Here is a 25,874-nt window from a genome sequence, read left to right as displayed (position 1 = left end):
GGATCGAGTTCGGCTCATAGGCCCGGCAACGAGCCATTGCGTTCTTGCGGACACCATCTAGGAGCAGCACGTCGTTGCCGTGTTCATCGCGATGGCACTTGTCTGACCCTGGTGTTTTACCGACCCGCCGTCGCCTCGGTGCCTATCGCCAGAAGTGACCCGGCTGACGCCCATGCTGTCAAGCGCGCTTCGGGTCCGAGCTTAGTCTCGTGACAACCTATTCTCGTCCTTCGTTCAAGTCGATCGCCGGATGCCGAAAGGTGCAACGTCCGCGATCGGCGAGAAGAGTCACTGAGCATGTACGACCTGAACTTCCGCACCCAGTCTGAAAGGGCCATTCCACTCTGGGCTTCGCTCCAGCAGGTTGTTCCGATCACCTTCGATAGCCACCATGAGCGGCAACGATCTCTTAACGGTTTCCACTATGCAAGCGTCCTCGTCGCCGTCTTCTGAGCGAAGCCCCGCCCTGCCGCACCCTGGTGCCGCAGGGTACAGTGACCTCCCGCAGTTCCCGTCCAAGGCCCCGCTGCCTTTTCGCCGCACGATCCGCCGCCACGAACTGCACCAGATCGTCCCCCTGGCCGAGACCACTATCTACGAGATGGAGCAGCGCGGCGAATTCCCACGACGCTTCCGCCTCACCCCCCGCTGCGTCGTCTGGGACTTAGAAGAAGTCGAGGCCTGGATCGAATCTCGCAAGCAAGACTCGCGATCAGCGAAGCTACGCACTCCCATCGGCCCCGACGTGAGGCAGCGCCAGTACCGCCCGGTGAGATAAGACCGCCGCACAGCGCAAGGCGACACAGCGTCCACCCTAACGTTACGCGCTGGCAGGACCTGTATCACCTTTGCGGTGGCAAGACCCATCGCACCTTCGCCGTCAATTGCTTCGCAGCCGAAAGCCAAAGCGACAGGCCCAGGCCGTCCCGCTCCAAAGGTGGCGTCGGCGCACACGCTGCCAGCCAGTCTTTGCAGACGGCACTCCAATGCCCAAAGGCCGCTTGTAGACGAGCGTGAATCCGTGAGTCTCCGTGGGAGCGTCCGTCCTCACCTGGAGTTCACAATTCGCGCCAGCGTTTCTTCAAGCTGCCGACTATCAGCCGCCCGCTTGGCCGCGCTTCGCTGCGCTAGGTTATGAAGCTTGCGCCGCACGCCCGGCAGTTCGGCCGCGTGAGGAAGTCCGATCAGGCCGAAGTCGGGCTGCTCGTCTTCGACGGAGCGAAGGAAAGCATGCGACGGCTGGTCCAGCCATTCCGCCACACGCGTCAATAGGCGCTCCCGGCTTTCCAGCAACGCCTGCGCACTGATGGGCTCAGCCGTCATCCCCTTGAAGTGCGCCTCGAAGGTCGCAGCGAAATCCGCAGGCACGCGCGGCGCCAGCATCTCCCAGGCGGGTTTGGGGCTGCAGGTCAGGTACACGAGGAAGGTCCGCCACAGCAGTTCATCCGCGCGCTCGTCCTCCAGCAGCAGGCCGACATCGAAGAGATCGCGAGGATGCTGCCGCGACAGCGCCGCGGCCAGCTTGCCGGCATAGAGGTCTGCAAAGTCCAGCACCTGCACCTCTGCGAAGCCGAACGCTTCCTCCACCCGCGGGCGCACGACCATGTTGCGTGCCTGATGCACCGCGCCGCGCATGACCGGCGTCGTCTCGATCTGCACGCGCGCACGGCCGCGGCTGGCCACCAGCCGGGTGACTGTCCCCACCCCCTCCCCTGCTGACGTCTGCACCTGCAGTTGCAGAGGCCGGGCGCGCAGCGCTTCGGCCAGCCGTGCGAGCGCGTCCGCGATCAGCCTTGCGTCCTCGGCATAGTCATGCACAGGCAGCCAGGCCAGATCGATGTCCACGGACAGGCGCGGCAGGTCGTGCTCGAACAGGTTGATGGCCGTGCCGCCCTTGAGCGCGAAGCGCGGCTCCTGCGCCAGCACCGGCAGGATTTCCACCAGCAGCCGCACGCGGTCCGTATAGCGCCGGTCCCATCGGTCAAGCCAGGTGCTCATCGAGGTCTCCCGGCAAGGTGATCTGATAGGTCGGATGCAGGCGTCCGCCGGGCACCAGCGCCCGCTTGCCGCGGCCGAGGTCCACACCATCCAGCGGTACGTGCGACAACCACGCATGCCGATGACGATCGGCGAGGGCCAGGAACAGCCGCTTGGCCTTGATGCTGCGGCAATGCCTAAGCAGCAGGCCGACCCGCTGCGGCCGCAGCGTGGTCATGGCCTGCATCAGCGCATCTGCCTCGTAGACCCCTGCTGCATCCGATACGCCATCGCACAGCTCCAGCATCGCCCGCTCGGACGTGGCGCACACCAAAGCGTCGGCTCCCTGCCCGGTCTCGTGCCACGCCAGGCCCTGATCCGACAGCGCCTGCTCGGACACGTCGTCCGTGTACGGGACGGCAGGCAAATCGAACGGTCCCTTGCCCCGGTACTCGAAGCGCTGTGCCATGGACAGTTTGTCCACCCAGCCCGGCGGCCGCACCGGCCCGTAGAGAGTGATCGTCCCGGCTTCGCCGAGCCGCAGGTAGTGCTCGTGCCCCTGCAGGGCCAGCGCGAAGCGCCCTCCCAGATGCAGCAGCATCCCCTCGCCGGCCTGCAGGCTGCGGACCACCCCCTCCCACTGTAGCTGCCCACCCTTGCGCATGTAGACGCCACGCGCCGGGGACACCAGCCAGCCGCTGCCCACGTAGCGCGCGACAAGGCTGTTGGAGTAGCCGTGCGCCTTCAGCCAGCGGCTGGACACCAAGCGCGTATCGCCCAGCTCACCTAAAAGGCGGTTCAGTTTTCTGATCTTTTGATCACTCATGGTGAACAAAATACCGCTTTCGCGAACTCTCGCCAAGGACCGCGGTTTGAGTTGACCAAACAAAAGATCACTCTGAGTGCCTGTTATGCGAAGAAGGTAAACCGGCCGCCGTGCTTCGGTGCCCGTTAGAAGAGAACAGTCGTGCGGCCATCCCCTACACCGTCGCACTGAGGACCGGGATCACCACGTTGTCAGGCATCAACTTCGGTACGTGAGTGCGGCCGTCGATCCAGGCATCGACCATATCCGCCCACTCCTGCAACATGTGACGCCGCTGCTCGGCGTACTCGGCCTTGTTGTAGACCGAGCGCGAGGAACGCCCTTCTTCGTGCGCCAAGCACTTCTCGATCCAGTCCCCGTTGAAGCCTACCTCGTTGAGCAGCGTGGAGCCGGTGCGGCGCAGGTCATGCACGGTGAACGGCTCCAGCGGCAAGCCCGCCGCCGTGGCCCGCTCCACGATGAGCTGGGTCACCCGGTTCAGGGTTGCGTGCGACATGGAGCGCGTTGGCTCGTAGCGCGAGGGCAGCACGAACTTCGAGCCGGCAGCGCAAGTGTGCAGCGCCACGAAGATGTCCAACGCCTGGCGCGACAGGTAGACCACATGTGGGTTGCGACCCTTCATGCGCTGCTTCGGGATCGTCCAGGTGGCTTTCTCGAAATCCACCTCGCTCCAGGTCGCCTCGATCAGCTCGCTCTTGCGCACCAGCGTCAGCAGGACCATGCGCAGGGCCAGCCGGATCGTGGGGTAGGTGGCGATGGACTCCAACTGGTGGAAGGCCAGCCGGATCTCGGCCGGCGACAGCGCCCGGTCCTTTGGCACGAAGGTCGCGATCGACGCCGCGCCCACGTGGTTGGCCGGGTTGTCCACCTTCTCGCCGTGCAGGATGGCAAATGCGTAGACCTGCTTCACGATGTCGCGGACATGCACTGCAGTGGCTGGCGCGCCCCGTGCCTTCACCTTATTGCACAGCGCGCGCAGGTCATCAGCGCTGATCTCGGTGAGCAGTCGGTTCCTGAACGCCGGCAGGATGTCCCGCTCGACGATGTGCTTGCGCATCGCCCGGGTGCTGTCGGCCATGCGCGCGTCGGCCATCCAGCGCAGCGTCATGTCGCCGAAATTCTGGCCAGCGGACAGGCGGCGTTTCTCGCGTTGCTTCTCCATCGCCGGAGACCTGCCCTCTGCGATGGCCCGCTTGGCATCCAGCAGCTTCTCGCGCGCCATAGCCAGCGTGATGCCCGCCGGTCCGTAGCGTCCGATGGTCAAGGTCTCCCGACGGCCGTTGAGACGGTAGTCGTAGCGAAACGCGATGGTGCCGGCCGGCGATACCGACACGTACATGCCGTCACGGTCATAAGCCTTGTAAGTCAGGGACTTAGGCTTGAGGTTGCGCAGTGCGGTGTCAGTGAGCATCGAGGATTTCCTCCTGTACAAGACGGTTTTTACCGTCAAGGGCTAGGGAACCTGTTGATGCTCGAGAACCCGCATGGCTACTGGATTCCGGAGGTTGCTTTTGCCGTCGAGACGGCAAAAGCGTCCATCATCAATGAGTGGGTCTGAGACCGGCCCCGTAAAACAACCGTCAGCTTTACCGCCAACTTGTTCTGCTGGCCGGCGATAGGATCCGATAGCTGCCGTGACGTATTTTCTTTGAAATCAAAACGTTACGGCGACTTACTGATAGCTGGCGATAGTCTCCAAGGGACCCGGTTTCACTCCCACTCGATCGTCGCCGGCGGCTTGCTCGACACGTCGTAGGTGACGCGGTTGATGCCGCGCACCTCGTTGATGATGCGGCTCGACACCTTCTTGAGCAGCGCGTAGGGCAACTCGGCCCAGTCGGCGGTCATGAAGTCGCTGGTCTGCACGGCACGCAGCGCCACAACGTAGTCGTAGGTGCGGCCGTCGCCCATCACGCCCACGCTCTTGACCGGCAGGAAGACGGTGAAGGCCTGGCTGGTGAGGTCGTACCAGGTCTTGCCGGTGGCGTCGTCGCGGAAGTTGCGCAACTCCTCGATGAAGATCGCGTCGGCACGGCGCAGCAGGTCGGCGTACTCCTTCTTCACCTCGCCGAGGATGCGCACGCCCAGGCCGGGGCCCGGGAAGGGATGGCGGTACACCATCTCGGACGGCAGTCCCAGGGCCACGCCCAATTCGCGCACCTCGTCCTTGAACAGGTCGCGCAGCGGCTCCAGCAGCTTCAGGCCCAACTGTTCGGGCAGCCCGCCCACGTTATGGTGGCTCTTGATGGTGACGGCCTTCTTGCTCTTGGCGCCGCCCGACTCGATCACGTCCGGATAGATGGTGCCCTGGGCCAGGAAGGTCGCGCCCTTGTGTCCGCCGGTGCCGGCCTTGAGCTTGGCGGCCTCGGCCTTAAAAACCTCGACAAACTCGCGGCCGATGATCTTGCGCTTCTGTTCGGGGTCACTTACGCCCTTCAGGTGCCCCAGGAACTGCTCGCTGGCATCAACGTGGATGACGCGCGCATGCAGCTTGCCGGCGAACATCTCCATCACCATCTTGCCTTCGTCCAGCCGCAGCAGGCCGTGGTCGACGAAGACGCAGGTGAGCTGGTCGCCGATGGCGCGGTGGATCAGGGCAGCGGCTACCGAGGAGTCGACGCCACCCGACAGGCCCAGGATCACCTCTTCGTCGCCCACCTGCTGGCGGATGGCTTCAACCGCCTCGGCGATGTGGTCCTTCATGACCCAGTCGGGCTGGGCCTTGCAGATTCCCAGCACGAAGCGCTCCAAGATCGCCTTGCCCTGCTGCGTGTGCGTGACCTCGGGGTGGAACTGCACGGCGTAGAACTTGCGCGCCTCGTCAGCCATGCCGGCGATGGGGCAGCTGTCGGTGCTGGCCATCAGCTTGAAGCCAGGCGGCAGCTCGCTCACCTTGTCGCCATGGCTCATCCAGACGTTGAGCATGCCGTGGCCTTCGTCGGTCGTGAAGTCGGCAATGTCGCGCAGCAGCTCGGTGTGGCCGCGGGCACGCACCGCCGCGAAGCCGAATTCCCGCTTGTGGCCGCCCTCAACCTTGCCGCCCAGCTGGTGCGCCATGGTCTGCATGCCGTAGCAGATGCCCAGCACCGGCACGCCCAGTTCGAAGACGGCCTGGGGTGCCTTGTCGGTGGTCTCTTCGTACACGCTGGCATGGCTGCCCGACAGGATCACGCCCTTGAGCGAACCATCGGCCGCGTATTGGCGCACCCAATCGTCGGTCACGTCGCAGGGATGCACTTCGCTCAGCACATGGGCTTCGCGCACGCGGCGGGCGATCAGCTGCGTGACCTGCGAGCCGAAGTCGAGGATGAGGATCTTGTCGTGTTGCATGGTGGGCTCCGAAAGAAGGGAGATGCGGCCGCGTGGGCGCCGCGTCAGGTCAGGTCGGTGATGACGGGATGGTCCAGTTGAACGCAGGCGCGGTGCAGCGCAGGCGCCATGGTGACCAGCGGCGCCTTGAGGTCGACGGCCAACTTGAGATAGGCCGCATCGTGAGGGCCGAGCTGCATCGATTGCGCCCAGGTCCAGAACTCCAGCGGCGAGATGCGCATGGGCGCCAATGCCACCGGCAGCCGGCTCAGCAGCCGCAGCACGTGCTGGTGGACGGCCGTCGTGAACCGGCCGGTGGCCAGCGCGCAACCGGTGGCCTGGAGCACATCGAGAGGGAAGGTGGCGGCGCTGGTTGCGCTTTCTTCCTCGGTCATGACGCGGATCAGCGCCTGCGACACGCGGTCACTGCCGTCGGCCGGGAAGGCCCAGCGGGTGAAGGCCGAGGCGTCAATGACCAGCATCGTCGTCCTTCGGGTGACCGGCCGTGGGAAGGTCGCCCTGGACCCATGACCCCGTGCGCGCTGCCTGGGCGGCCTCGTGCTGCTGCCACAGCAGGTCGAAGCCGGCACCCTGCTCTGCCGCCGTCGCGGCCACCTTGGCGCGCAGCGCCTGCAGCTCTGCCACGATGGCCTGTCGACGCGCCTCGATGCTGGGTTGCACCGACTCGGGCTCCTTGATCAGCCGGATCACCCGCTTGCCGTGGCGAGTCAGCACGACTTCCTCTCCGTTCTCGACAGCGCGGATCAGTTCGGAAAGCTGGCTCTTGGCTTGGTGGATGGGGACGGTGTGCATGTCGAATCTGGCCCGTCTATGGGGAATTTGGACCATATTCTAGCCAGGAAAGAAAAAGGGCCAGAACAATCTGGCCCTTTTCAGCGCGACGCCGGGTCACTCCGCCCGGTAGTTGGGCGCTTCCTTGGTGATCTGCACATCGTGCACATGGCTTTCGCGGATGCCGGCCGCCGTGATTTCCACGAACTCGGCGTTCGACTTCATCTCGTCGATGGTGGCGCAACCGCAGTAGCCCATCGAGGCACGCAGGCCGCCGGCCATCTGGTAGACGATGGACAGCATCGACCCCTTGTAGGGCACACGGCCTTCGATGCCTTCGGGCACCAGCTTGTCGGCATTGGGGTTGCCCGTGCTCGACTCCTGGAAGTAGCGGTCGGCGCTGCCCTGCTGCATCGCACCGATGGAGCCCATCCCGCGATAGCTCTTGTAGCTGCGGCCCTGGAACAGGATGATCTCGCCCGGCGCCTCTTCGGTGCCGGCAAACATGCCGCCCATCATCACGGTGCTGGCGCCGGCCGCGATGGCCTTGGCGATGTCGCCCGAGTAGCGGATTCCGCCGTCGGCGATCAGCGGAATGCTGTCGCCCAGCGCCGTGGCCACGTTGTCGATGGCCATGATCTGCGGCACGCCCACGCCGGCCACGATGCGCGTGGTGCAGATGGAACCCGGGCCGATGCCGACCTTGACCGCATCCGCGCCCGCCTCGGCCAGCGCCTTGGCGGCGGCGCCGGTGGCGATGTTGCCGCCGATCACATCGACCTGCGGATAGTTCTGCTTGACCCAGCGCACCCGCTCGATAACGCCCTTGCTGTGGCCGTGGGCGGTGTCGACCACGATGGCGTCCACGCCGGCCTTGACCAGGGCCTCGACACGTTCCTCGGTGCCTTCGCCCACACCCACCGCCGCGCCCACGCGCAAGCGGCCCGATGCGTCGCGCGCCGCGTTCGGGAAACTGGTCTGCTTGGTGATGTCCTTGACGGTGATCAGGCCCTTGAGTTCGAAGTCGTCGGCCACAACCAGCAGACGTTCGAGCTTGTGCTTGTTCAGCAGTGCCTTGGCCTCGGCGGGCGAGGTGCCCTCGCTCACCGTGATGAGCTTGGCCCGTGGCGTCATGATCTCGGTGACGGGCACGTCGTAGCGGGTCTCGAAGCGCAGGTCACGGCCGGTGACGATGCCGACGACCTTGCCGCCGTCGATCACCGGGAATCCGGAAATGCCCAGCTCTTCCGACAACTGCAGCACCTGCAGCACCGTGTGCTGGGGCGTGATCACGACCGGGTCGCGCAGCACGCCGGATTCGTAACGCTTGACCTTCGCCACCTCGGCCGCCTGCTGCTGGGCCGTGAGGTTCTTGTGCACGATGCCGATGCCGCCTTCCTGGGCGATGGCAATCGCCAGGCGGGCTTCGGTCACGGTGTCCATCGCCGCCGAAACCAGGGGCAGGTTCAGCTCGATGTTGCGGGAAAGGCGGGTCTTGAGGGAGGCGTCCTTGGGCAGGACCTGGGAGAACGCAGGCACCAGCAACACATCGTCGAAGGTGAGCGCTTTGCCGAGAAGGCGCATGGTGAAGCTCCAAAAGACGGATTGTAACGAGCCGCCATTGCTGCCACTACACTGGCCGGATGAGACCCGCAACCTGCGTCCTGTTGGCCCTGCTGGCACTGCCGCTGGCCGCCCAAGCCCAGTGGCAGTGGATCGATGGCAACGGACGCAAGGTGTTCAGCGACCGCCCGCCGCCCGCGGATGTTCCGGCGCGCAACATCATCGGCCGGCCGGCAGGCGGCGGCGCTGGCGTGCCGGCGATGGCTGCGCCGCAGGCCCCCGTCCCCGCTGCGCCCGCCTCCGCGCCGCGCGTGGACCGGGCGCTGGAAGAAAAGGCCCGTCAGGCGGAAGAGGCTGAGAAGGCCAAGCGGGCGGAGGCCGAGGCCAAGGCAGCCAAGGCCAGGCAGGACAACTGCGCCCGCGCCCGCCAGGGGCTGGCCACCCTCGACAGCGGCATCCGCATTGCCCGCGTCAATGGCCAGGGCGAACGCGAGATCATGGACGACGCCGCACGCGCGGCCGAACAGCGACGGCTGCAGGGCGTGGTCCAGAGCGATTGCTTGGCGCGCTGAAGTCCGCCGCAGGGATGTGCCGCCGGCGCATCGGCGTCCGCGCTGGCGAAGCCCTGGCCAATGGGCCTCAGTAGCCCGCCTTGGCGCCCTGCCTTCGTTTGGCAAACAGCCCAGCCGTCCGAGAACCTTGCCGTTGAAAGCGTTCGCGCCGCGCCACCTTCGGATCCACCAGCAGAGGGCGGCACAACTCGACGCGGTCTCCAGGACGCAATGGCGTCTCCCAGGGCACTGCTCGCCCCCAGATGCCAGGGCCGGCTTCAAGGGCCCAGCCGGGCCACTGCTCGCCCACAGCGCTTGCAGCGGCCGCCTGGCGCAGCGTCGTGCCTTCGGCCAGTTGCAACCGCTGCTCGCCCACCTGTCGCGGCGCGGCCGACCAGCACACGACGATGTCGATCATGCAGCCGGGCCGCCCTCGCCATAGACCTGCTCGGCCCGCTTGACGAAGGCCTCGACCAGCGTCGATGCGATCTTGTCGAACACCGGGCCCACCAGCGCCTGCAGCGCGAAGTTGTCGAAGCCGTAGTTAAGGTCCAGCGTGACGCGGCAAGCCCGTTCACCCTCCTGGCCGACAGGGGCGAACTTCCAGATGCCTTCGAGTTGCGAGAACGGCCCCTTGACGAGCTTGAGTTGCACCTCGCGGCCGGGCACATGGGTGTTGCGCGTGGTGAAGCTCTGGCGCATGCCGCCGAAGGCGAGGCCGACTTCGGCCGTCATGCCTGCCTCGTCCTGCTCGATCACCTGGGCCCGGTCGCACCAGGGAAGGAACTCGGGGTAGCGGGCCACATCGGTCACCAGGTCATACATCTCGGTGGCGCTGTACCAGATCAGGACGGACTTATGGACACTTTTCATAGAATCTGCACGTGTGTGCGGGCCGATTGTAGGAATGCCATGCGCCCCCAAATGGAATCCACATGGCCAACAAAAAGCAGGACAACACCAATCCCCGCATCGCCGACAACAAGAAGGCGGCGTACAACTACTTCTTCGAGGAGCGCTACGAGGCCGGCATGGTCCTGGAGGGCTGGGAGGTCAAGGCGCTGCGCGAAGGCAAGGTGCAACTGACCGACGGCTACGTGCTGATCCGCGACGGCGAGATGTTCATCGTCGGCTGCCAGATCAACCCCCTCAAGAGCGCGTCGACCCACGTCAACCCCGACGCCATCCGCACCAAGAAGCTTCTGCTGCACAAGGAAGAGATCCGGCGCCTGACCGGCAAGGTCGAGCAGAAGGGCTACACGCTGGTGCCGCTCAACCTGCACTGGAAGGCCGGCAAGGTCAAATGCGAGATCGCCCTGGCCAAGGGCAAGGCCGAGCACGACAAGCGCGACACCATCAAGGACCGCGAGGGCAAGCGCGAGGTCGAGCGGGCGCTCAAGGTGCACAACCGCTGAGGGCCAGACGGGCGGATGCGCGCCAGCGCGAATCCAGCAGCCGGGCACCGCGCCCGCACACTTTTTTCGGCTCGCCTGGAATAAACCGCGATGCGCTGGCGTTCATGCAGTCAATGAGCGCCTCCCACGCCATCGTCGGCCAGATCCCCGCCCTGCGGCGCTACGCCCGCGCGTTGACGGGCGACGCCTGGGCCGCCGACGATCTGGTGCAGGACACGCTGGAGCGCGCCTGCCACAAGTGGTCGCTGTGGACGCCGGGCACCGATCTGCGGGCTTGGCTGTTCACCCTGATGCACAACCTGCACGCTAGCCAGCTGCGGCGAGCGCCGGCACCCGCGGTGGATATCGACGCGCTGGAAGCGGAACCCGCGGCCATGTCCTCGGCAGCCGACGGATCGCTCGACCTCCAGCGCTGCCTGTTGCTGCTGCCCGACGAACAGCGTGCGGTCCTGCTGCTGGCTGCGCTGGAAGACCTCTCCTATGCCGAGATCGGCCGCGTGCTCGGCGTGCCCATCGGCACCGTGATGTCGCGGCTGTCCCGCGCCCGCGAGCGGCTGCGCCAGCTCATGGATGGCCATCCCCCCGAGCGCGCCGGCGCGGGCCCCAGCGGCCGCCCTGCCCTGCGGCGCCTCAAATGAGCCCCCGACCCGCGCCATGAACCGCCCCGACCCACCGCCAACGCACCGCTCCCCCGACGAGGAATGGGATCGCCTGCGCCAGCAGTTGCGGCAGCTGCACGCGCCGGTGCTGGAGGAAGCCCCGCCCGCTGGCCTCCTGGCCGCCGCCAAGGCATTCGAAGAAGCCGTGGCGCGCAAGCGCCGCCAGGCCCAGGCGCTGCGATGGAGCGGCATGGCCGCCGCCCTCGTGCTCGCCTTCGGCGCCGGCTGGTCGGCCAATGGACTGCAAGGTGCAACCGGCGGACACACCATGGCCGCAACCCAGGCGCCGCCCTTGCGTGGCTTCGTCCGCGAAGCCGCGGTGGCCTACAGCCTCTACGTGCCCGAGAAGCGCCACCCTGTCGAAGTCGGGGCCGCGGAGGAGCAGCACCTGGTGCAATGGCTGTCTCGTCGGCTGGATCGGTCCCTGAAACTGCCTGACCTGGTATCGCAAGGCTACGCGCTGGTCGGCGGCCGCCTGCTGCCGGGCACGGCGGGCGCGCGTGCGCAGTTCATGTACCAGAACGCCGAGGGCCAGCGCCTGACGCTCTACCTCGGGCAGCTCGATGCCGGCACACCCGAAGCCAGGGGCGCCGCCTTCCGCTTCGAGGCCGGCCCGCAGCTGTCGACCTTCTATTGGGTGGACGACGGCTTCGGCTATGCGCTGAGCGCGCCCCTCGGCCGCGACCGCCTGCTTGCGCTGGCGCAAACCGTCCATGGGCAGCTGTGAGACAGGCACCGAATTCGCCCTGCGCCTACGCGGCAGGCCCCGACCCCCTTCCTACACTCGTCCCGCTGTCTTTCGTTCAACCAGGAGAACCACATGATTGCCATGAAGAAGACCACCCTGATCGGGGTACCCGCCCTCGCACTGGCTGCGCTGCTGGCCGGCTGCGCCACCACCCCCGCGCCCGACATGCCCACCCGCACCGTGGACGGCGTGCTGATCGGCCCGAACGGCAAGACGCTCTACACCTTCGCCCGCGATGCGCAGAACAGCGGCAAGTCGATGTGCAATGCCCAGTGCGCCGCCAACTGGCCGCCGCTGATGGCCCCGGCCGATCCCAAGCCGATGGGCGGCTACACCATCGTGATGCGCGATGACGGCAGCAAGCAGTGGGCCTACAACGGCTGGCCGCTCTACTACTGGTCCAAGGACGCCAAGCCGGGCGACCGCACCGGCGAAGGCATGCTCAACGGTGCCTGGAAGGTTGCCCGTCCTTGAGACGAGGCTGAAAAGCGCCGCGGTCGCACTTGAAGGGCGACCAGGTCAACAAAAGCACGAAGGGGGCATTCCGCCCCCTTTTCTTTTGCTGCGCAGCCACGCCGCGCCATTGAGGGTCAGCACGGCCCACGCGCCGCACGCCATCCAAGCCATTCGTTGGCCACCAGCGCACCGATCACCAGCAAGCCGCCGCTGAACACCGTCGGCGCCGGCACCTCGCCCGCTCCGACCCAGGCGAGCGCGATGCCGAAGAGCACTTCCAGCAGGGCCAGCAGGGCCACCTCGGGCGCCTTGAGCACGCCCGCGGCCATCATCGACAACATGCACGGAATGGCAAGCTGGAACACGCCCAGAAAGCCCAGCAGCGCCAGGTCGCGTCCGCTGGCCGTGAAGGGCCAGGCCAGCGGCAGCGTGCAGGTGGCCGACACGGCGGCCCCGATGAGCACGGCTGGCAGGAGATCGACGTCAGCCCCGCTGGCATGGGCCTGCTGCACGTTGGTCCAGTGGCAAGCCCCGGCGATGGGCACGCACAGGGCCACCAGCGTGCCCGCCAGCGCGCCGTCGTCGCCGATCTGCGCGCCATACATCCAGGCGATGCCCGCACCGGCCACGGCAATGGCCGCCCAGGTGCGCGCCGGCAGGCGGTGGCCGATGAAGAGGCGCGCCGCCAGGGCCGCGAGCAGCGGCCCGGTAGCCAGCGTGACCAGCACGTTGGCCGTCGTGGTCAGCGTGAGCGCCACCATGAAGGCGGTGAACATCACGCTCCAGCAGGCGCCGGAGATCCAGAGGTGACGTCCGCCCTCGCGCAGGCTGCGCCAGAGGCCACGGCCGCGCCAGGCACCGAGGATCAGCACCATGGCCAGCAGCGTGAAGAAGCTGCGCCAGAAGGTGACCTCGAAGCTGACCGCCCGCTCCAGCTGGCGGGTGACGACGCCAGCCGTCGCCCACATGAGCGTGACCAGCACCATCAGGGCGACAGCGCGCCCATGTGTGAGGCCGCGCCGCGCCGAGCGCGCAGGATCAGGCTTCGCGGCTGGCGCGCTTGCGCTCATGTTCCTTCAGGAAGCGCTTGCGCAGGCGGATGCTCTTGGGCGTGATCTCGACCAGTTCGTCGTCCTCGATGAACTCGACGCCGTATTCGAGCGTCAGGTCGATGGGCGGCGTGATCTTGATCGCGTCTTCCTTGCCGCTGACGCGGAAGTTGGTCAGCTGCTTGGTGCGCGTGGCGTTGACAACCAGGTCGTTGTCGCGGCTGTGGATGCCGACGATCATGCCTTCGTACACCGGATCATTCGCCTTCACGAACATGCGGCCACGGTCGTCCAGCTTGCCCAGGGCGTAGGTGAAGATTTCACCGTCATCCATGGAGATCAGCACACCGTTCTTGCGGCCGCCGATGTCGCCCTTGTGCGGCTCGTAGCTGTCGAAGATGTTGCTGATGAGGCCCGAGCCGCGCGTCAGGTTCAGGAACTCGTTCGTGAAGCCGATCAGGCCGCGCGCCGGAATGCGGTATTCCAGGCGCACACGGCCGCGGCCGTCCGGCTCCATGTTGACCAGCTCGCCCTTGCGCTCGCCCAGGGCCTGCATCACGCCGCCCTGGTGGCCTTCCTCGATGTCGGCCGTCACCAGCTCGATGGGCTCGTGACGCTCGCCATCAATCGTCTTGAAGACCACGCGCGGCTTGGAGACGGCCATTTCATAGCCCTCGCGGCGCATGTTCTCCAGCAGGATGGTCAGGTGCAGTTCGCCGCGGCCCATGACCTCGAACACGCCTTCCTCGTCCGTCTCGTTCACGCGCAGCGCGACGTTGTGCTGCAGTTCCTTCTGCAGGCGGTCCCAGATCTGACGGCTGGTCACGAACTTGCCTTCGCGGCCGGCCAGCGGGCTGGTGTTGACGCAGAAGTTCATGGTCAGGGTGGGCTCGTCCACCTTGAGCATGGGCAGCGGCATCGGGTTGGCCGGGTCGGTCACCGTGACGCCGATGCCGATGTCGGCGATGCCGTTGATCAGCACGATGTCGCCGGGGCCGGCCTCGGTGGCCTGAACGCGGTCCAGGCCCTGGAAGGTCAGCACCTGGTTGACGCGGCCCTTGTAGCTCTTGCCGTCCGGGCCTTCGCACACGAGCACGTCCTGCATGGGCTTGAGCGTGCCCTGGCTGATGCGGCCCACGCCGATGCGGCCCACGAAGGTGGAGAAGTCGAGCGCCGAGATCTGCAGCTGCAGCGGCGCAGACGGGTCGCCCTTCTGCGACGGCACGTGCTTGAGCACGGTGTCGAACAGGGCCGACATGTCGGGGCCCCACTGCTCGCCCGGCGCACCCTCTTCCAGCGAGGACCAGCCGTTGATGCCCGAGGCATAAACGACCGGGAAGTCCAGCTGCTCGTCGGTCGCGCCCAGCTTGTCGAACAGGTCGAAGGCGGCGTTCACCACCTTGTCGGGGTTGGCGCCGGGCTTGTCCACCTTGTTGACCACGACGATGGGCTTGAGGCCGAGGGCGAGGGCCTTCTTGGTCACGAAGCGCGTCTGCGGCATCGGGCCTTCCTGCGCATCGATCAGCAGCAGCACGCCGTCCACCATGGACAGGGCCCGCTCCACCTCGCCGCCGAAGTCCGCGTGGCCGGGGGTGTCGACGATGTTGATGTGCGTGCCCTTCCAGCTCACGGCGCAGTTCTTCGCCAGGATGGTGATGCCCCGTTCCTTTTCGATGGCGTTGTTGTCCATCACCGTGTCGACCACTTTCTCGTGGTCGGCGAAGGTGCCGGACTGGCGCAGCAGCTGGTCCACCATGGTGGTCTTGCCGTGGTCGACGTGGGCGATGATGGCGATGTTGCGGATCTGTCGGGTCATGGTGTCGTTACCTCCTGCGAGGGCTCTGGTGACTTTGAATGGGTTTGCAATAGGGTCTGCTGGATTTCGAGCGGGCTCAGCAGTCGCCCGGGAATCAATTCGCCGGCCTTCACATGGGCACTGCCCAGGAAGGCTTTGGGCTGTGCGCCAAAGACGGCCACCGCCTCGGCATCGGTCCAGTGGCCACGCCGGCGCATGCCGGACAGGAAGCGACCAGCATCGTCCGTGCCCAGCGTGACGGGCACATGGCCGGCCACGAGCGCATCAGTGGGCAGCAGTGCTTCGAGGCGCTGCGCGTCGTCCATGGCCTCCAGCGCCTGCAGCGACACGCACTGGTGGGCCGCGAAGGGTCCGGTGCGAGTGCGGCGCAGGGCCGTCAGGTGGCCGCCGCAGCCCAGCGCCGCGCCGATGTCGGCGCCCAGCGTTCGGATGTAGGTGCCTTTGGAGCACTGCACCGCCAGGCGCAGGAAGGGCTCCGGCCCCTCCAGTTGTGCGTCGAGCAGCGTCAGCGCATGGATCACGACCGCGCGCGGCTCGCGCTCCAGCACGATGCCTTGCCGGGCGTATTCATAGAGCGCCTTGCCGTCCTTCTTGAGGGCGCTGTGCATCGGCGGCACCTGCGAGATGGGTCCGCGAAAGCGCACCAGCACCGCCTGCACTTGCTCGGGCGTGCAGTCGACCGGCTGCTCGCTGGTCACCTCGCCCTCGGCATCGCCCGTGCTCGTCGTGCGGCCCAGGCGGACCGTGGTCTCGTAGCACTTGTCGGCGTCCAGATGCAGCTGGCTGAACTTGGTGGCAGCGCCGAAGCACAGCGGCAGCACGCCGGTCGCAAGCGGATCCAGCGTGCCGGTGTGGCCGGCCTTTTCGGCGCGCAGCAGCCATTTGGCCTTCTGCAGCGCCTGGTTGCTGGACAGGCCCAGCGGCTTGTCGAGCAGCAACACCCCATGCACAGGGCGCCGCTGCACCCTGACACGGGATGGCGACGTCATCGGTCTACTCTTCTTTCGAGCGCGAGGACACCGCCTTGGCGATCAAGGCGTTCATGTCCGCCGCACGCTCGGTGGTGCGATCGAACACGAAATGCAGCGTCGGCACGGTGTGAATGTGCAGCCGCTTGAACAGGCCGTTGCGCAGGAAGCCGGCAGCCTGGTTCAAGGCCTCCTGCGTCTCCTGCGGATCACCCACCAGCAGGCTGAAGAACACCTTGGCGTGGGCATAGTCGGGCGTGACCTCGACGGCCTGCAGGGTGACCATGCCCACGCGCGGATCCTTCAGCTCGCGGGCGATCAGCTCCGACAGATCGCGCTGGATCTGGTCCGCGACCTTGAAGCCGCGGTTGGGGACGGATGACTTCTTCGCTGGCATGGCGTAGGGACCTCTGACCGGCGCTTACAGCGTCCGGGCGATTTCCTTGATCTCGAAGAGCTCCAGCTGATCACCCTCGCGGATGTCGTTGTAGTTCTTGAGCTTGATACCGCACTCGAAGCCTTCGCGCACTTCCTTGACGTCGTCCTTCATGCGCTTGAGCGAATCGAGCTCGCCGGTGTAGATCACCACGTTGTCGCGCAGCAGGCGGAAGTGGGCGTCGCGCTTGACCACGCCGTCCAGCACATACGAGCCGGCCACCGTACCGATCTTCGTGGCCACGAACACCGTGCGGATCTCGGCGTGGCCGATGACCTCTTCGCGACGCTCGGGCGCCAGCATGCCGGCCATCGCAGTCTTCAGCTCGTCCACGGCGTCGTAGATGATGCTGTAGTACTTGATGTCCACGCCATTGCCTTCGGCGAGCTTGCGCGCGCCCGAATCGGCACGCACGTTGAAGCCGATGACGATGCCCTTGGAGGCGATCGCCAGGTTGACGTCCGACTCGCTGATGCCGCCGACGCCGGCGTACACCACCTGCACGCGCACTTCTTCGTTGCTCAACTTGAGCAGCGACTGCGACAGCGCTTCCTGCGAACCCTGCACGTCTGCCTTGATGATGATCGGCAGCGTCTTGACCTCGCCGGCCGTCATCTCGGAGAACATGTTCTCCAGCTTGGCGGCCTGCTGGCGGGCCAGCTTGGTGTTGCGGAACTTGCCCGCGCGGTAGGTCGCGATCTCGCGGGCACGGCGCTCGTCGGCCATGACCATGAAATCGTCGCCGGCCTGCGGCACCTCGGTCAGGCCCTGGATCTCCACCGGGATGGAGGGACCGGCCGACTTGGTGTTCTTGCCGTCCTCGTCGGTCATGGCACGGACACGGCCGAAGGTCGCGCCCGCCAGCACCACGTCGCCCACCTTCAGCGTGCCCGATTGCACCAGCACCGTGGCCACGGGGCCGCGGCCCTTGTCCAGCTGGGCTTCGATCACCAGACCCTTGGCGGCGGCATCCACCGGCGCCTTGAGCTCCAGCACTTCGGCCTGCAGCAGCACCTGCTCCAGAAGCTCGTCGATGCCCTTGCCGGTCTTTGCCGAGACCTCGACGAAGGGCGAGTCGCCGCCAAATTCTTCCGGCACCACCTCTTCGGCCACCAGCTCGCTGCGCACGCGTTCGGAATTGGCATCGGGCTTGTCGATCTTGTTGATCGCCACCACGATCGGCACCTTGGCCGCCTTGGCATGCTTGATGGCTTCCTTGGTCTGGGGCATGACGCCGTCGTCCGCCGCCACCACCAGGATGACGATGTCGGTGGCCTGCGCACCACGGGCACGCATGGCCGTGAAGGCCTCGTGGCCCGGGGTGTCCAGGAAGGACACCATGCCGCGCGGCGTCTCGACGTGGTAGGCGCCGATGTGCTGCGTGATGCCGCCGGCCTCGCCCGCCGCCACCTTGGTGGTGCGGATGCGGTCCAGCAGCGAGGTCTTGCCGTGGTCGACGTGACCCATGACGGTGACCACCGGTGCCCGCGGCAGCGCGTCGGCCGCTGCGGCTTGCACTTCTTCCTCGGTGAAGGCTTCGGGATCGTCCAGCGCGGCCACGACGGCCTTGTGGCCCATTTCCTCGACGAGGATCATGGCCGTGTCCTGGTCCAGCGACTGGTTGATGGTCGCCATCTGGCCCAGCTTCATCAGCTGCTTGATCACCTCGGAGGCCTTGATGGCCATCTTGTGCGCGAGCTCGGAGACGGTGATCGTCTCGGGCACGTGCACTTCGATGATGCGCTGCTCGACCGGTGCCGACTGTTGCGGCGAGTCGTCGCGATCACCGCCGCCACGGCGGCTGCGGGGCCCGCTGCGCCAGTTGTTGCGGCCCACGCCGCCGCTGGCATCGCCGCGGGTCTTGATTTCCTTCTTCTTGGCGTTGTCGTTCGCCCAGCTGGAGGACAGCTTGGCCGACTTGACCTCCTTGCCGGCGCCAGGCGCGGCAGCCGGCGCGGCCGTCGTGCCAGCAGGACGCGTGCCGGTACCGGTGGCAGGCTTGTGCAGCGTGCCCTTGACGGCCGGCTTGGCCTCGACGGGCTTCGGCTCTTCCTTCTTGGCGACGAGCACGCGCTTGGGCGCGTTCATCATCTGGCGGATGGCCTCGGCCTCGGCCAGGGCCTTGCGGCGGCGCTCGTCCAGGTCGCGGGCACGGGCGGCTTCGGCGTCGGCGGCCGCCTTGGATTCGGCGGCGGCCTTGGCGCGCGCCTCTTCGCGGGCGTCCTCGCGGGCCTTCTCGGCAGCGGCGCGGTCGGCAGCGACCTTGTCGGCGCTGGCCTTCGCGGCGGCTGCGGCATCGGCTTCAGCCTGGGCGCGGGCACTGGGTGACGACGCCACGCGGGCCTGGTGCGCGGCGGCGTTCAGCGCGGCAGCCTCGGCGCGCGCACGCTCGACCTGCACCTCGCGATCACGGCGGGTACGGTCCACGGCGTCCACGGCATCGGCCTTCGCACGGGCAGCCGCCTCTTCAGCGTCTTCTCTTGCCTGGCGCTCGCGCTCGGCAGCCTCGGCCGCCTCACGCTCGGCGCGCTGCCGGGCGAGTTCCTCTTCCTGCCGGCGCAAGGCCTCGGCGGCCTGACGGGCCTCCTCCTCGCGGCGGGCCAGCTCGGCCGCACGGCGGGCGAGTTCGGCCTCTTCCTCCTGCTGCGCGGCGGCGTTGTCGACCGGCGCATCGTCGCGCTGCATGAAGGTGCGCTTCTTGCGCACCTCCACCTGGATCGTGCGCGCACGGCCCAGGGCGTCGGCCTGCTTGATTTCGCTGGTCGATTTCTTGGTCAGCGTGATCTTCTTGCGCTCAGGCGGCGCGGCAGTGCCATGGCTCGCCTTGAGGTGGCTGAGCAGGCGCTGCTTGTCGCCCTCGGTGAGGGCATCCGAAGCGGCAGACTTGGCCACGCCGGCGCTGCGGAGTTGGTCAAGCAAGGTTTCGGGCGTCTTCTTGAGTTCTTGTGCGAACTCTGCAACGGTAGTGCTGGACATAGGATCTGGTGCCTCCCATCACATCACTCTTGCGCGCCGTCGAACCAATGTTCGCGTGCCTTGAGGATGAGGGACTTTGCTTCGTCGGCGGTCTGGCCGGTGATTTCGGTGAGTTCGTCGACGGCGAGGTCGGCCAGGTCGTCGCGGGTGTGGATGCCGGCTTCCGCCAGCTTGCCGATCAGTTCGGGCGTCAGGCCTTCCAGGTCGCGCAGGTTCTGCGACACGGCCTCCACCTTCTCCTCGCGGGCGATCTCCATCGTGAGCAGCACGTCCTTGGCACGGGCGCGCAATTCGTTGACGGTATCTTCGTCGAAGGCCTCGATCTCGAGCATCTCGGCGATGGGCACGTAAGCCACCTCTTCCAGGCTGGAGAAGCCTTCCTGGATCAGGATGTCGGCGATTTCTTCATCGACATCCAGCTTCTCCATGAAGAGCTGGCGCGTGACGGCGGTTTCCTCGGCCTGTTTCTGGGCCGATTCGTTCGCGTCCATGATGTTGATCTTCCAGCCCGTGAGCTCGGAGGCGAGCCGCACGTTCTGGCCGCCGCGGCCGATGGCGATGGCGAGGTTTTCCTCGTCCACCACCACGTCCATGGCGTGCTTCTCTTCATCGACGACGATGGACTGCACGTTGGCCGGGGCCAGCGCGCCGATGACGAACTGGGCCGGATCCTCCGACCACAGCACGATGTCCACGCGCTCGCCGGCGAGCTCGTTGGTCACGGCGTTGACGCGGGTGCCGCGCACGCCGACGCAGGTACCGATGGGGTCCACGCGCTTGTCGTGGCTCAGCACGGCGATCTTGGCGCGGCTGCCGGGGTCGCGGGCGCAGCTCTTGATCTCGAGCAGGCCCTGCTCGATCTCGGGCACTTCGTTGCGGAAGAGCTCCATCATGAACTCCGGCGCCGAGCGCGACAGGATGATCGGCGCGCCACGCAGCGTCAGGTCGACCTCCATGATCATGGCCCGCACGCGGTCGCCATTGCGCAGGTTTTCCTTGGGGATCATCTCGCCGCGGCGCAGGCGCCCCTCGACCCGGCCGGACTCGACGATGATGTCGCCCTTGTCCATGCGCTTGACGGTGCCGGTGAAGATTCGCTCGCCGCGCGACATGAAGTCGTTGAGCAGCATCTCGCGTTCGGCGTCGCGGATCTTCTGCAGGATGACCTGCTTGGCGGCCATGGCGCCGATGCGGCCGATGGGCAGCGACTCGACGGGCTCCTCGATGTACTCGTCGACCTGGATGTCCGCCACTTCTTCCTTGGCTTCGAACAGCAGGATCTCCTGGTCGGGCAGCTGCAGGCCGGCCTCGTCGGGCACGACGTGCCAGCGGCGGAAGGTTTCATAGGCGCCGGTGTCGCGGTCGATGGCCACACGGATGTCCACATCGCCCGGATACAGCTTCTTGGTCGCCTGTGCCAGGGCGGATTCCACGGCGGCGAAGACGACGTCGCGCTCGACGTTCTTCTCGCGCGAGATCGCATCCACCAGCATCAACATTTCGCGATTCATTCGATGACCCTACTGTTCGTTCTTGTCACTGCGGCGTCGCCGCGCCGCTCTTGGGCTTGCGCCCCTTGAAATCCACGATGGGGGCGAGTCGCGCCTCGCGCAACTCGTCCAGGGTGAAACCCAGCGCCTGCAGCGTGGCGGGCGCGCGCTTCTTGCTGATCTTCTGGCCCGGCTTGGCGGGCGTGGGCTCGTCGCTCCAGACGATCTGCCAGCCATGGCTGCCGTCGGCCGCCTCCACGCGCTCGAGCGTGCCGCGGAACTTCTTGCGGTTGGCGCTGACCTGGCCGGCGGCCGCCTGGCCCATGGGCGCCTTGAGCACGATGTCGATGACCTCGCCCACGAAACGCTCGAAATCGCGGTCGTGGCGAAGGGGGCGGTCGATGCCGGGCGAGGAGACCTCGAGCCGCTGGTAGTCGACGCCTTCGACCTCGAGGGTGTATTGCAACTGGCGGGTGACCTTCTCGCAGTCCTCGACGGTCACGAAGGCTTCTTCAACGCCTTCGGCAACGGGGCCCGCCCAGGGCAGATCGATCGTGACACGCAGCAGCCCACCGGCCGAGCGCTCGATCTCGACCAAGTCGTAACCCAGCCCAGACACTGTCTGGGCTACCGTTTTTTCTACCGTCTGCTGCAATGCCACCGTTCGCGTGCGTCCTTCTGACTGAGAGCCCTGGCCGATCTTTGCTGCCGCACCAGAACCGAAGGCCTGCCGGACGGCAGTGCATCCGGCGGGCCTGAACATCAAGTACCCGAGGCGGCGAAGAAGGGGGGACAACCAAAAAAAAAGGGCGGTGAGTACCCGCCCGTTTGGTCGTGAGCCTCCGATTATAGGGAATTTGTGTCGCAATTGCACCTGCTGCGCAGCAGGGCGGCCAACACTCACGCAGAAAGGCAAATAGGAGCCCGAATGGCCGCTCTTTCCTTTCGCATTCCTTGCCGTACCGAGCGCGCCGGATTCAGCGCCCTCGCCCCTTGGATGCAGTGCGGTGCCAGACGATCACGAACAGCAAAGCCCCCAGCATCAGCGCTGCCGCAGCCACCCACAGTGCCGGCGCAAAGCTGCCCCAGCGCTGCGCCACCGGTGCGGCGAAGAGCGGCCCCACGATCTGCCCCAGTCCGTAGGAGGCCGTGGCATAGCCGATCAGTCCGGCCGCGGCATTGCCGCGCAACCGGCGCGCCTCCCGCACCGCGAACAGGGTGACCGCGGTGAAAGGCAGGCCCAGGAGCATGCTGCCGACCGCAAAGCCCGTGATCGTCGGCCACGTCACCGACAGCAGGACACCCAGCGCCTGCATGACATAGCCACTGGCGAGCAGCAACCGATTGTCCCAGTGCTGCGGTGCCTGGCCGCCGATCAGCACCCCCGGCACCACGGCCAGCCCGAAAAGCGGCCAGAACAGGTCGGGCCAGGTCGAGCCCGGCAACGCCTGCCGGGCGATGACCGGCAGGAAGGTCGCCGTGATGATGTAGCCGAAGCCCGCCAGGCCGTAGAGCCCGACCAGCCAGGCCGCCTCGGCGCCGCCGCTGGCCGCGGCCGGCGGGATGGGCGAAGCCGCTGCGGACGCAGGCACTCCCTCGCGCCCATCGTCGAAAACACGCCACACCAGCGCAATCAAGGCCATGGCCAAGCCGCCATATACGCACCAGGCGATCGAAGCCCCCCAACGCCCTGCCGGCCCACCCAGGAAGCCCGTGATCGCAATGCCCAGGCCCGGCCCCGCATAGATGACGCCCCCCAGTCCGGGCGCATGCGCCTCGGCCAGGCGGCGCGCACCCCATCCGCTGGCAAAGACGAAGACCCAGGCGCTCGCGAGCCCGGCCGCCGTGCGCAAGGTGGCCCAGGCGGCAAAGCCATGCAGCAACCCCATGCCGACCAGCAGCGCGGCCGTGGCCATCAGCCCCCCGCGAACCAGCGTGCGCGCAGGCGCACACAGCCAGGCGCTGGACAAGGCGCCGAGGAAATAGCCCAGGTAGTTGAGCGAGGCAAGCACGCCGCCCGCCTGCAGATCGATCTGTCCCTCGCCGAGCATGACCGGCAGCATGGGCGTGAAGGCGAAACGGCCCAGACCCATGGCGACCGCCAGCGCCACCATGCAACCCAGGGCGGCGCGCCAGGCCTGGGCGCTTTCGGAGCGCGGGCCGCCCTGGCCGGCGCCGCTCACGTGGAATGCCCCATCAGCGCCGCGGAGACGAGCTGACGGGTATAGGCATGGACCGGTGCGCCGAGCACGGCATCGACCGGCCCCTGCTCGACGATGTGTCCGTCCTTCATGACGACCACCCGGTGCGCCATCGCCTGGACGACCTCGACGTCGTGCGTGATGAGCAGGTAGGCCAGGCCCTGCTCACGCTGCAGCCGCTGCAGCAGGGCCAGCACCTGCTTCTGGATGGTGACGTCGAGCGCGCTGGTGGGCTCGTCCAGCACCAGCAGGCGCGGCTGCACGATCAGCGCGCGCGCAATAGCGATGCGCTGGCGCTGTCCGCCCGAGAACTCGTGCGGATAGCGCGACAGCAACTGCGGGAACTGCGCTTCTTCGAGCCCGACTTCTGCGAGCGCCTGCACGACCCGCGCATGCCGTTGCGGCGCCTGCAGTTCGGGGGCGTGGACCGACATGCCCTCCCCCACGATCTGCGCCACCGTCATGCGCGGCGACAGCGACGAAAAAGGATCCTGGAACACGGCCTGCACCTGCCGCCGCAGCGCCCGGTCGGCCCTGGCGCCGCGGCGCCACGCCAGCCCGGCCACGCGCATCTCGCCCGCAAAGGGCAGCAAGCCCAGTGCAGCCAACGCCAAGGTCGACTTGCCGGATCCGGACTCGCCGACGACGCCCAGCGTCTCGCCGGGTCGGATCAGAAGGTCGGCGTCCTGCACCGCGACGAACCGGTCGCGGCCGAACCAGCCGCGAACGCCCGGACGCGGCACGGGATAGCTGACCGCGACCTCGCGGGCCGACAGCACCGGCGCTTCGTCGCCCTTCGCCGGCACCTCGGCCACGCGCCGCTCGGGCCGGCTGTCGATCAGCTTGCAGGTGTAGGGATGCCGCGGCGCGTCGAAGACCTGCCGCACACTCCCCTGCTCCACCATGCGCCCATGCTCCATCACGGCCACACGGTCGGCAAAGCGCCGCACGAGGTTGAGGTCGTGCGTGATCATCAGCACCGCCATGCCATGGCGCTGCTGAAGGGTGTCGAGCAGGTCGAGGATCTGCACGCGCAAGGTGACGTCCAGTGCCGTCGTTGGCTCGTCGGCGAGCAGCAGCCGCGGCTTGCAGGCCAGCGCCATGGCGATCATGGCGCGCTGGCGCTGCCCGCCCGACAGCTGATGCGGAAAGGCGCGCGCGCGCCGCGCCGGCTCCGGCACGCCGGTGTCGGCCAGCAGTTGCACGGCCGCCTCATGGGCGGAGCGGGCGTCGAGGCCTTCGTGCAGTCGCAGCACCTCGGCGATCTGGTCGCCCACCGGGTAGAGCGGGTTCAGGGCCGTCATCGGCTCCTGGAAGATCATGGCGATCTCGCGGCCACGGATGCCGCGCAACGCGCGTTCGGGCAGCGCCAGCAGATCGCGCGGCGGATCACCCGCCAGCCGGGCCTCGCCGCTGACCTGCGCATCGGGCAGCAGACGCAGCAGACTGAGCGCCGTGACGGTCTTGCCCGAACCGGACTCGCCCACCAGCGCCAGCTTCTCGCCCGGTGCCAGCTCGAAGTCGACGCCATGCACCACCGGCTTGCCGTCGAACGCGATGCGCAGGTTGTTCACACGAAGAAGCGCTTCGGTCATGAATCAGGCCTTCCGCGGATCCATGGCGTCGCGCAGCGCGTCACCCATGAAGGTGAGCAACATCAGCGTCACCACCAGCACACCGAAGGTGGACAGCGAGATCCACCAGGCGTCGATGTTGGCCTTGCCCTGGTTGAGCAGTTCGCCCAGGGACGGCGTGCCCGGTGGCACCCCGAGGCCGAGGAAGTCCAGCGAGGTCAGCGCCAGGATGGCCGCGCTCATGCGAAAGGGCAGGAAGGTCACCACCGGCACCAGGCTATTGGGCAGGATGTGTCGCCACATGATGGCCAGGTTGCCCACGCCCAGGGCGCGGGCCGCGCGCACATAGTCCATCTGTCGGTTACGCAGGAACTCGGCCCGCACATAGTCCGACAGTCCCATCCAGCCGAAGAGCGAGAGCAGCACCAGCAAGAGCGCCACGCTGGGCGCGAAGATCGCGCTGAAGATGATCAGCAGGTAGAGCTCGGGCATGGAGCCCCAGATCTCGATGAAGCGCTGGAAGGCCAGGTCGGTCCTGCCGCCGAAGAAGCCCTGGATGGCGCCGGTGATCACGCCGAGCACCACGCCGATGGCTGTTAGCGCCAGCGCGAACAGCACGCTCACCCTGAAGCCGTAGATGAGCTGTGCCAAGAGGTCGCGGCCGCGGTCGTCGGTGCCCAGCAGGTTCTCGGACGAGGGCGCAGCCGGGTTCGGCCGGCTGGCGAAGTAGTTCAGGGTGCGGGGCCCGTACGGGTTCGGCGCGTACAACGCCCAGTTGCCCCCCTGCGTGATGCGCTCACGGATGAATGGGTCGAGGTAGTCGGCCGGTGTCTCGAAGTCGCCGCCGAAGGTCTTCTCGGAATAGTCGGTCAGCACCGGAAAATAGAGCTGGCCGTCGTAGCGCACCACCAGCGGCCGGTCGGACGACAGCACCTCGGCGAAGAGGCTCAGCACCACCAGCACGGTGAACAGCACCAGGCTGACGAAGCCCAGCCGGTTGCGGCGAAAGCGCCGCCAGGCACGGCGCCCTGGCGACAAGGGAACGGAAGGCGCGGAGGTGTCGCTCAT

Annotated in this window: 26 protein-coding genes; 7 read left to right on the top strand and 19 right to left on the bottom strand. The window is 67.0% G+C overall.

Annotated elements, in window-relative coordinates:
• Positions 1 to 297 precede the first annotated feature (297 nt).
• Together KBC94_RS00435 and KBC94_RS00430 are read left to right on the top strand one after the other, a co-directional pair.
• Complete coding sequence (locus tag KBC94_RS00435) at positions 298 to 453, top strand: hypothetical protein (protein ID WP_294365974.1); 156 nt, start codon at positions 298 to 300, stop codon at positions 451 to 453.
• Positions 425 to 778 (top strand): AlpA family transcriptional regulator, encoded by a 354-nt coding sequence (locus tag KBC94_RS00430; protein ID WP_294365930.1) that lies wholly within the window; start codon positions 425 to 427, stop codon positions 776 to 778. The genes KBC94_RS00435 and KBC94_RS00430 overlap by 29 nt, the downstream gene beginning before the upstream one ends.
• Before the next feature lie 269 nt (positions 779 to 1,047).
• On the opposite strand, the gene KBC94_RS00425 is transcribed toward KBC94_RS00430, so the two are convergent.
• The 7 genes from KBC94_RS00425 to guaB all read right to left on the bottom strand — a co-directional run bounded on the left by KBC94_RS00425 (position 1,048) and on the right by guaB (position 8,488).
• Entirely contained in the window at positions 1,048 to 1,998 is a 951-nt protein-coding gene (locus KBC94_RS00425) for a nucleotidyl transferase AbiEii/AbiGii toxin family protein (RefSeq protein ID WP_294365084.1), read from the bottom strand.
• On the bottom strand, positions 1,982 to 2,803 hold the full coding sequence (locus KBC94_RS00420) for a type IV toxin-antitoxin system AbiEi family antitoxin domain-containing protein (protein ID WP_294365081.1): 822 nt from the start codon (positions 2,801 to 2,803) through the stop codon (positions 1,982 to 1,984). Before KBC94_RS00420 ends, KBC94_RS00425 begins: the two co-directional genes overlap by 17 nt.
• 154 nt (positions 2,804 to 2,957) lie before the next feature.
• Positions 2,958 to 4,214: a tyrosine-type recombinase/integrase gene (locus KBC94_RS00415; RefSeq protein ID WP_294365079.1), complete on the bottom strand. Its 1,257-nt coding sequence runs from the start codon at positions 4,212 to 4,214 to the stop codon at positions 2,958 to 2,960.
• A 299-nt stretch (positions 4,215 to 4,513) separates the two neighbouring features.
• The gene (gene guaA / locus KBC94_RS00410; RefSeq protein ID WP_294365076.1) at positions 4,514 to 6,133 is read right to left on the bottom strand and encodes a glutamine-hydrolyzing GMP synthase; all 1,620 of its coding nucleotides are present in this window, start codon (positions 6,131 to 6,133) and stop codon (positions 4,514 to 4,516) included.
• Between the two features lie 44 nt (positions 6,134 to 6,177).
• Positions 6,178 to 6,594 carry a type II toxin-antitoxin system VapC family toxin gene (locus tag KBC94_RS00405; RefSeq protein ID WP_294365073.1) on the bottom strand — a complete coding sequence of 139 codons (417 nt, stop codon included), beginning with the start codon at positions 6,592 to 6,594 and terminating at the stop codon, positions 6,178 to 6,180.
• Positions 6,581 to 6,925, bottom strand: coding sequence for a type II toxin-antitoxin system Phd/YefM family antitoxin (locus tag KBC94_RS00400; RefSeq protein WP_017760532.1), 345 nt, complete (start codon positions 6,923 to 6,925; stop codon positions 6,581 to 6,583). The genes KBC94_RS00405 and KBC94_RS00400 overlap by 14 nt, the downstream gene beginning before the upstream one ends.
• 96 nt (positions 6,926 to 7,021) lie before the next feature.
• Complete coding sequence (gene guaB / locus KBC94_RS00395; RefSeq protein ID WP_017760531.1) at positions 7,022 to 8,488, bottom strand: IMP dehydrogenase; 1,467 nt, start codon at positions 8,486 to 8,488, stop codon at positions 7,022 to 7,024.
• A gap of 59 nt (positions 8,489 to 8,547) precedes the next feature.
• On the opposite strand from guaB, the gene KBC94_RS00390 reads away from it, so the two are divergent.
• Complete coding sequence (locus KBC94_RS00390) at positions 8,548 to 9,039, top strand: DUF4124 domain-containing protein (protein WP_294365060.1); 492 nt, start codon at positions 8,548 to 8,550, stop codon at positions 9,037 to 9,039.
• Between the two features lie 67 nt (positions 9,040 to 9,106).
• Here KBC94_RS00390 and KBC94_RS00385 read toward each other — a convergent pair whose 3' ends face one another.
• Together KBC94_RS00385 and KBC94_RS00380 are read right to left on the bottom strand one after the other, a co-directional pair.
• The gene (locus tag KBC94_RS00385) at positions 9,107 to 9,436 is read right to left on the bottom strand and encodes an RnfH family protein (RefSeq protein ID WP_294365057.1); all 330 of its coding nucleotides are present in this window, start codon (positions 9,434 to 9,436) and stop codon (positions 9,107 to 9,109) included.
• Positions 9,433 to 9,891: a type II toxin-antitoxin system RatA family toxin gene (locus KBC94_RS00380; protein WP_294365052.1), complete on the bottom strand. Its 459-nt coding sequence runs from the start codon at positions 9,889 to 9,891 to the stop codon at positions 9,433 to 9,435. The genes KBC94_RS00385 and KBC94_RS00380 overlap by 4 nt, the downstream gene beginning before the upstream one ends.
• 62 nt (positions 9,892 to 9,953) lie before the next feature.
• On the opposite strand from KBC94_RS00380, the gene smpB reads away from it, so the two are divergent.
• The 4 genes from smpB (at position 9,954) to KBC94_RS00360 (ending at position 12,314) form a co-directional block, all read left to right on the top strand.
• Positions 9,954 to 10,433 (top strand): SsrA-binding protein SmpB, encoded by a 480-nt coding sequence (gene smpB / locus KBC94_RS00375; RefSeq protein ID WP_294365049.1) that lies wholly within the window; start codon positions 9,954 to 9,956, stop codon positions 10,431 to 10,433.
• Positions 10,434 to 10,546: 113 nt separating this feature from the next.
• Entirely contained in the window at positions 10,547 to 11,071 is a 525-nt protein-coding gene (locus tag KBC94_RS00370) for a sigma-70 family RNA polymerase sigma factor (RefSeq protein ID WP_294365046.1), read from the top strand.
• 16 nt (positions 11,072 to 11,087) lie between these two features.
• Positions 11,088 to 11,819: an anti-sigma factor gene (locus KBC94_RS00365; protein WP_294365043.1), complete on the top strand. Its 732-nt coding sequence runs from the start codon at positions 11,088 to 11,090 to the stop codon at positions 11,817 to 11,819.
• Positions 11,820 to 11,921: 102 nt separating this feature from the next.
• Positions 11,922 to 12,314, top strand: a complete 393-nt coding sequence (locus KBC94_RS00360; RefSeq protein ID WP_294365040.1) for an ATP-binding protein — start codon at positions 11,922 to 11,924, stop codon at positions 12,312 to 12,314.
• 116 nt (positions 12,315 to 12,430) lie between these two features.
• Here the strand turns inward: KBC94_RS00360 and KBC94_RS00355 are convergent, their stop codons facing one another.
• The 10 genes from KBC94_RS00355 to KBC94_RS00310 all read right to left on the bottom strand — a co-directional run bounded on the left by KBC94_RS00355 (position 12,431) and on the right by KBC94_RS00310 (position 25,874).
• On the bottom strand, positions 12,431 to 13,282 hold the full coding sequence (locus tag KBC94_RS00355) for a DMT family transporter (RefSeq protein ID WP_294365037.1): 852 nt from the start codon (positions 13,280 to 13,282) through the stop codon (positions 12,431 to 12,433).
• Positions 13,283 to 13,334: 52 nt separating this feature from the next.
• Entirely contained in the window at positions 13,335 to 15,161 is a 1,827-nt protein-coding gene (gene typA, locus KBC94_RS00350) for a translational GTPase TypA (protein WP_294365034.1), read from the bottom strand.
• Positions 15,158 to 16,150 carry a tRNA pseudouridine(55) synthase TruB gene (gene truB / locus KBC94_RS00345; RefSeq protein ID WP_294365031.1) on the bottom strand — a complete coding sequence of 331 codons (993 nt, stop codon included), beginning with the start codon at positions 16,148 to 16,150 and terminating at the stop codon, positions 15,158 to 15,160. Before truB ends, typA begins: the two co-directional genes overlap by 4 nt.
• Positions 16,151 to 16,154: 4 nt before the next feature.
• On the bottom strand, positions 16,155 to 16,526 hold the full coding sequence (gene rbfA / locus KBC94_RS00340; RefSeq protein WP_114804132.1) for a 30S ribosome-binding factor RbfA: 372 nt from the start codon (positions 16,524 to 16,526) through the stop codon (positions 16,155 to 16,157).
• 24 nt (positions 16,527 to 16,550) lie between these two features.
• Complete coding sequence (gene infB, locus KBC94_RS00335; protein ID WP_294365026.1) at positions 16,551 to 19,541, bottom strand: translation initiation factor IF-2; 2,991 nt, start codon at positions 19,539 to 19,541, stop codon at positions 16,551 to 16,553.
• A gap of 23 nt (positions 19,542 to 19,564) precedes the next feature.
• Positions 19,565 to 21,052 (bottom strand): transcription termination factor NusA, encoded by a 1,488-nt coding sequence (gene nusA, locus KBC94_RS00330; RefSeq protein ID WP_294365023.1) that lies wholly within the window; start codon positions 21,050 to 21,052, stop codon positions 19,565 to 19,567.
• Positions 21,053 to 21,077: 25 nt separating this feature from the next.
• On the bottom strand, positions 21,078 to 21,692 hold the full coding sequence (gene rimP, locus KBC94_RS00325) for a ribosome maturation factor RimP (protein WP_294365019.1): 615 nt from the start codon (positions 21,690 to 21,692) through the stop codon (positions 21,078 to 21,080).
• Positions 21,693 to 22,008: 316 nt separating this feature from the next.
• A complete protein-coding gene (locus tag KBC94_RS00320) occupies positions 22,009 to 23,145 on the bottom strand; it encodes a YbfB/YjiJ family MFS transporter (protein WP_294365929.1) in 1,137 nt (378 codons plus the stop codon).
• 65 nt (positions 23,146 to 23,210) lie between these two features.
• Complete coding sequence (locus KBC94_RS00315) at positions 23,211 to 24,827, bottom strand: ABC transporter ATP-binding protein (RefSeq protein ID WP_294365017.1); 1,617 nt, start codon at positions 24,825 to 24,827, stop codon at positions 23,211 to 23,213.
• Between the two features lie 3 nt (positions 24,828 to 24,830).
• Complete coding sequence (locus KBC94_RS00310) at positions 24,831 to 25,874, bottom strand: ABC transporter permease (RefSeq protein WP_294365014.1); 1,044 nt, start codon at positions 25,872 to 25,874, stop codon at positions 24,831 to 24,833.

Origin of the sequence: Pseudacidovorax sp. (assembly GCF_017991995.1) — a bacterium.
Lineage (GTDB): Bacteria > Pseudomonadota > Gammaproteobacteria > Burkholderiales > Burkholderiaceae_C > Xenophilus.
The sequence above is the reverse complement of the archived record's forward strand: the minus strand, read 5'-3'. Positions and strand labels throughout refer to the sequence as shown.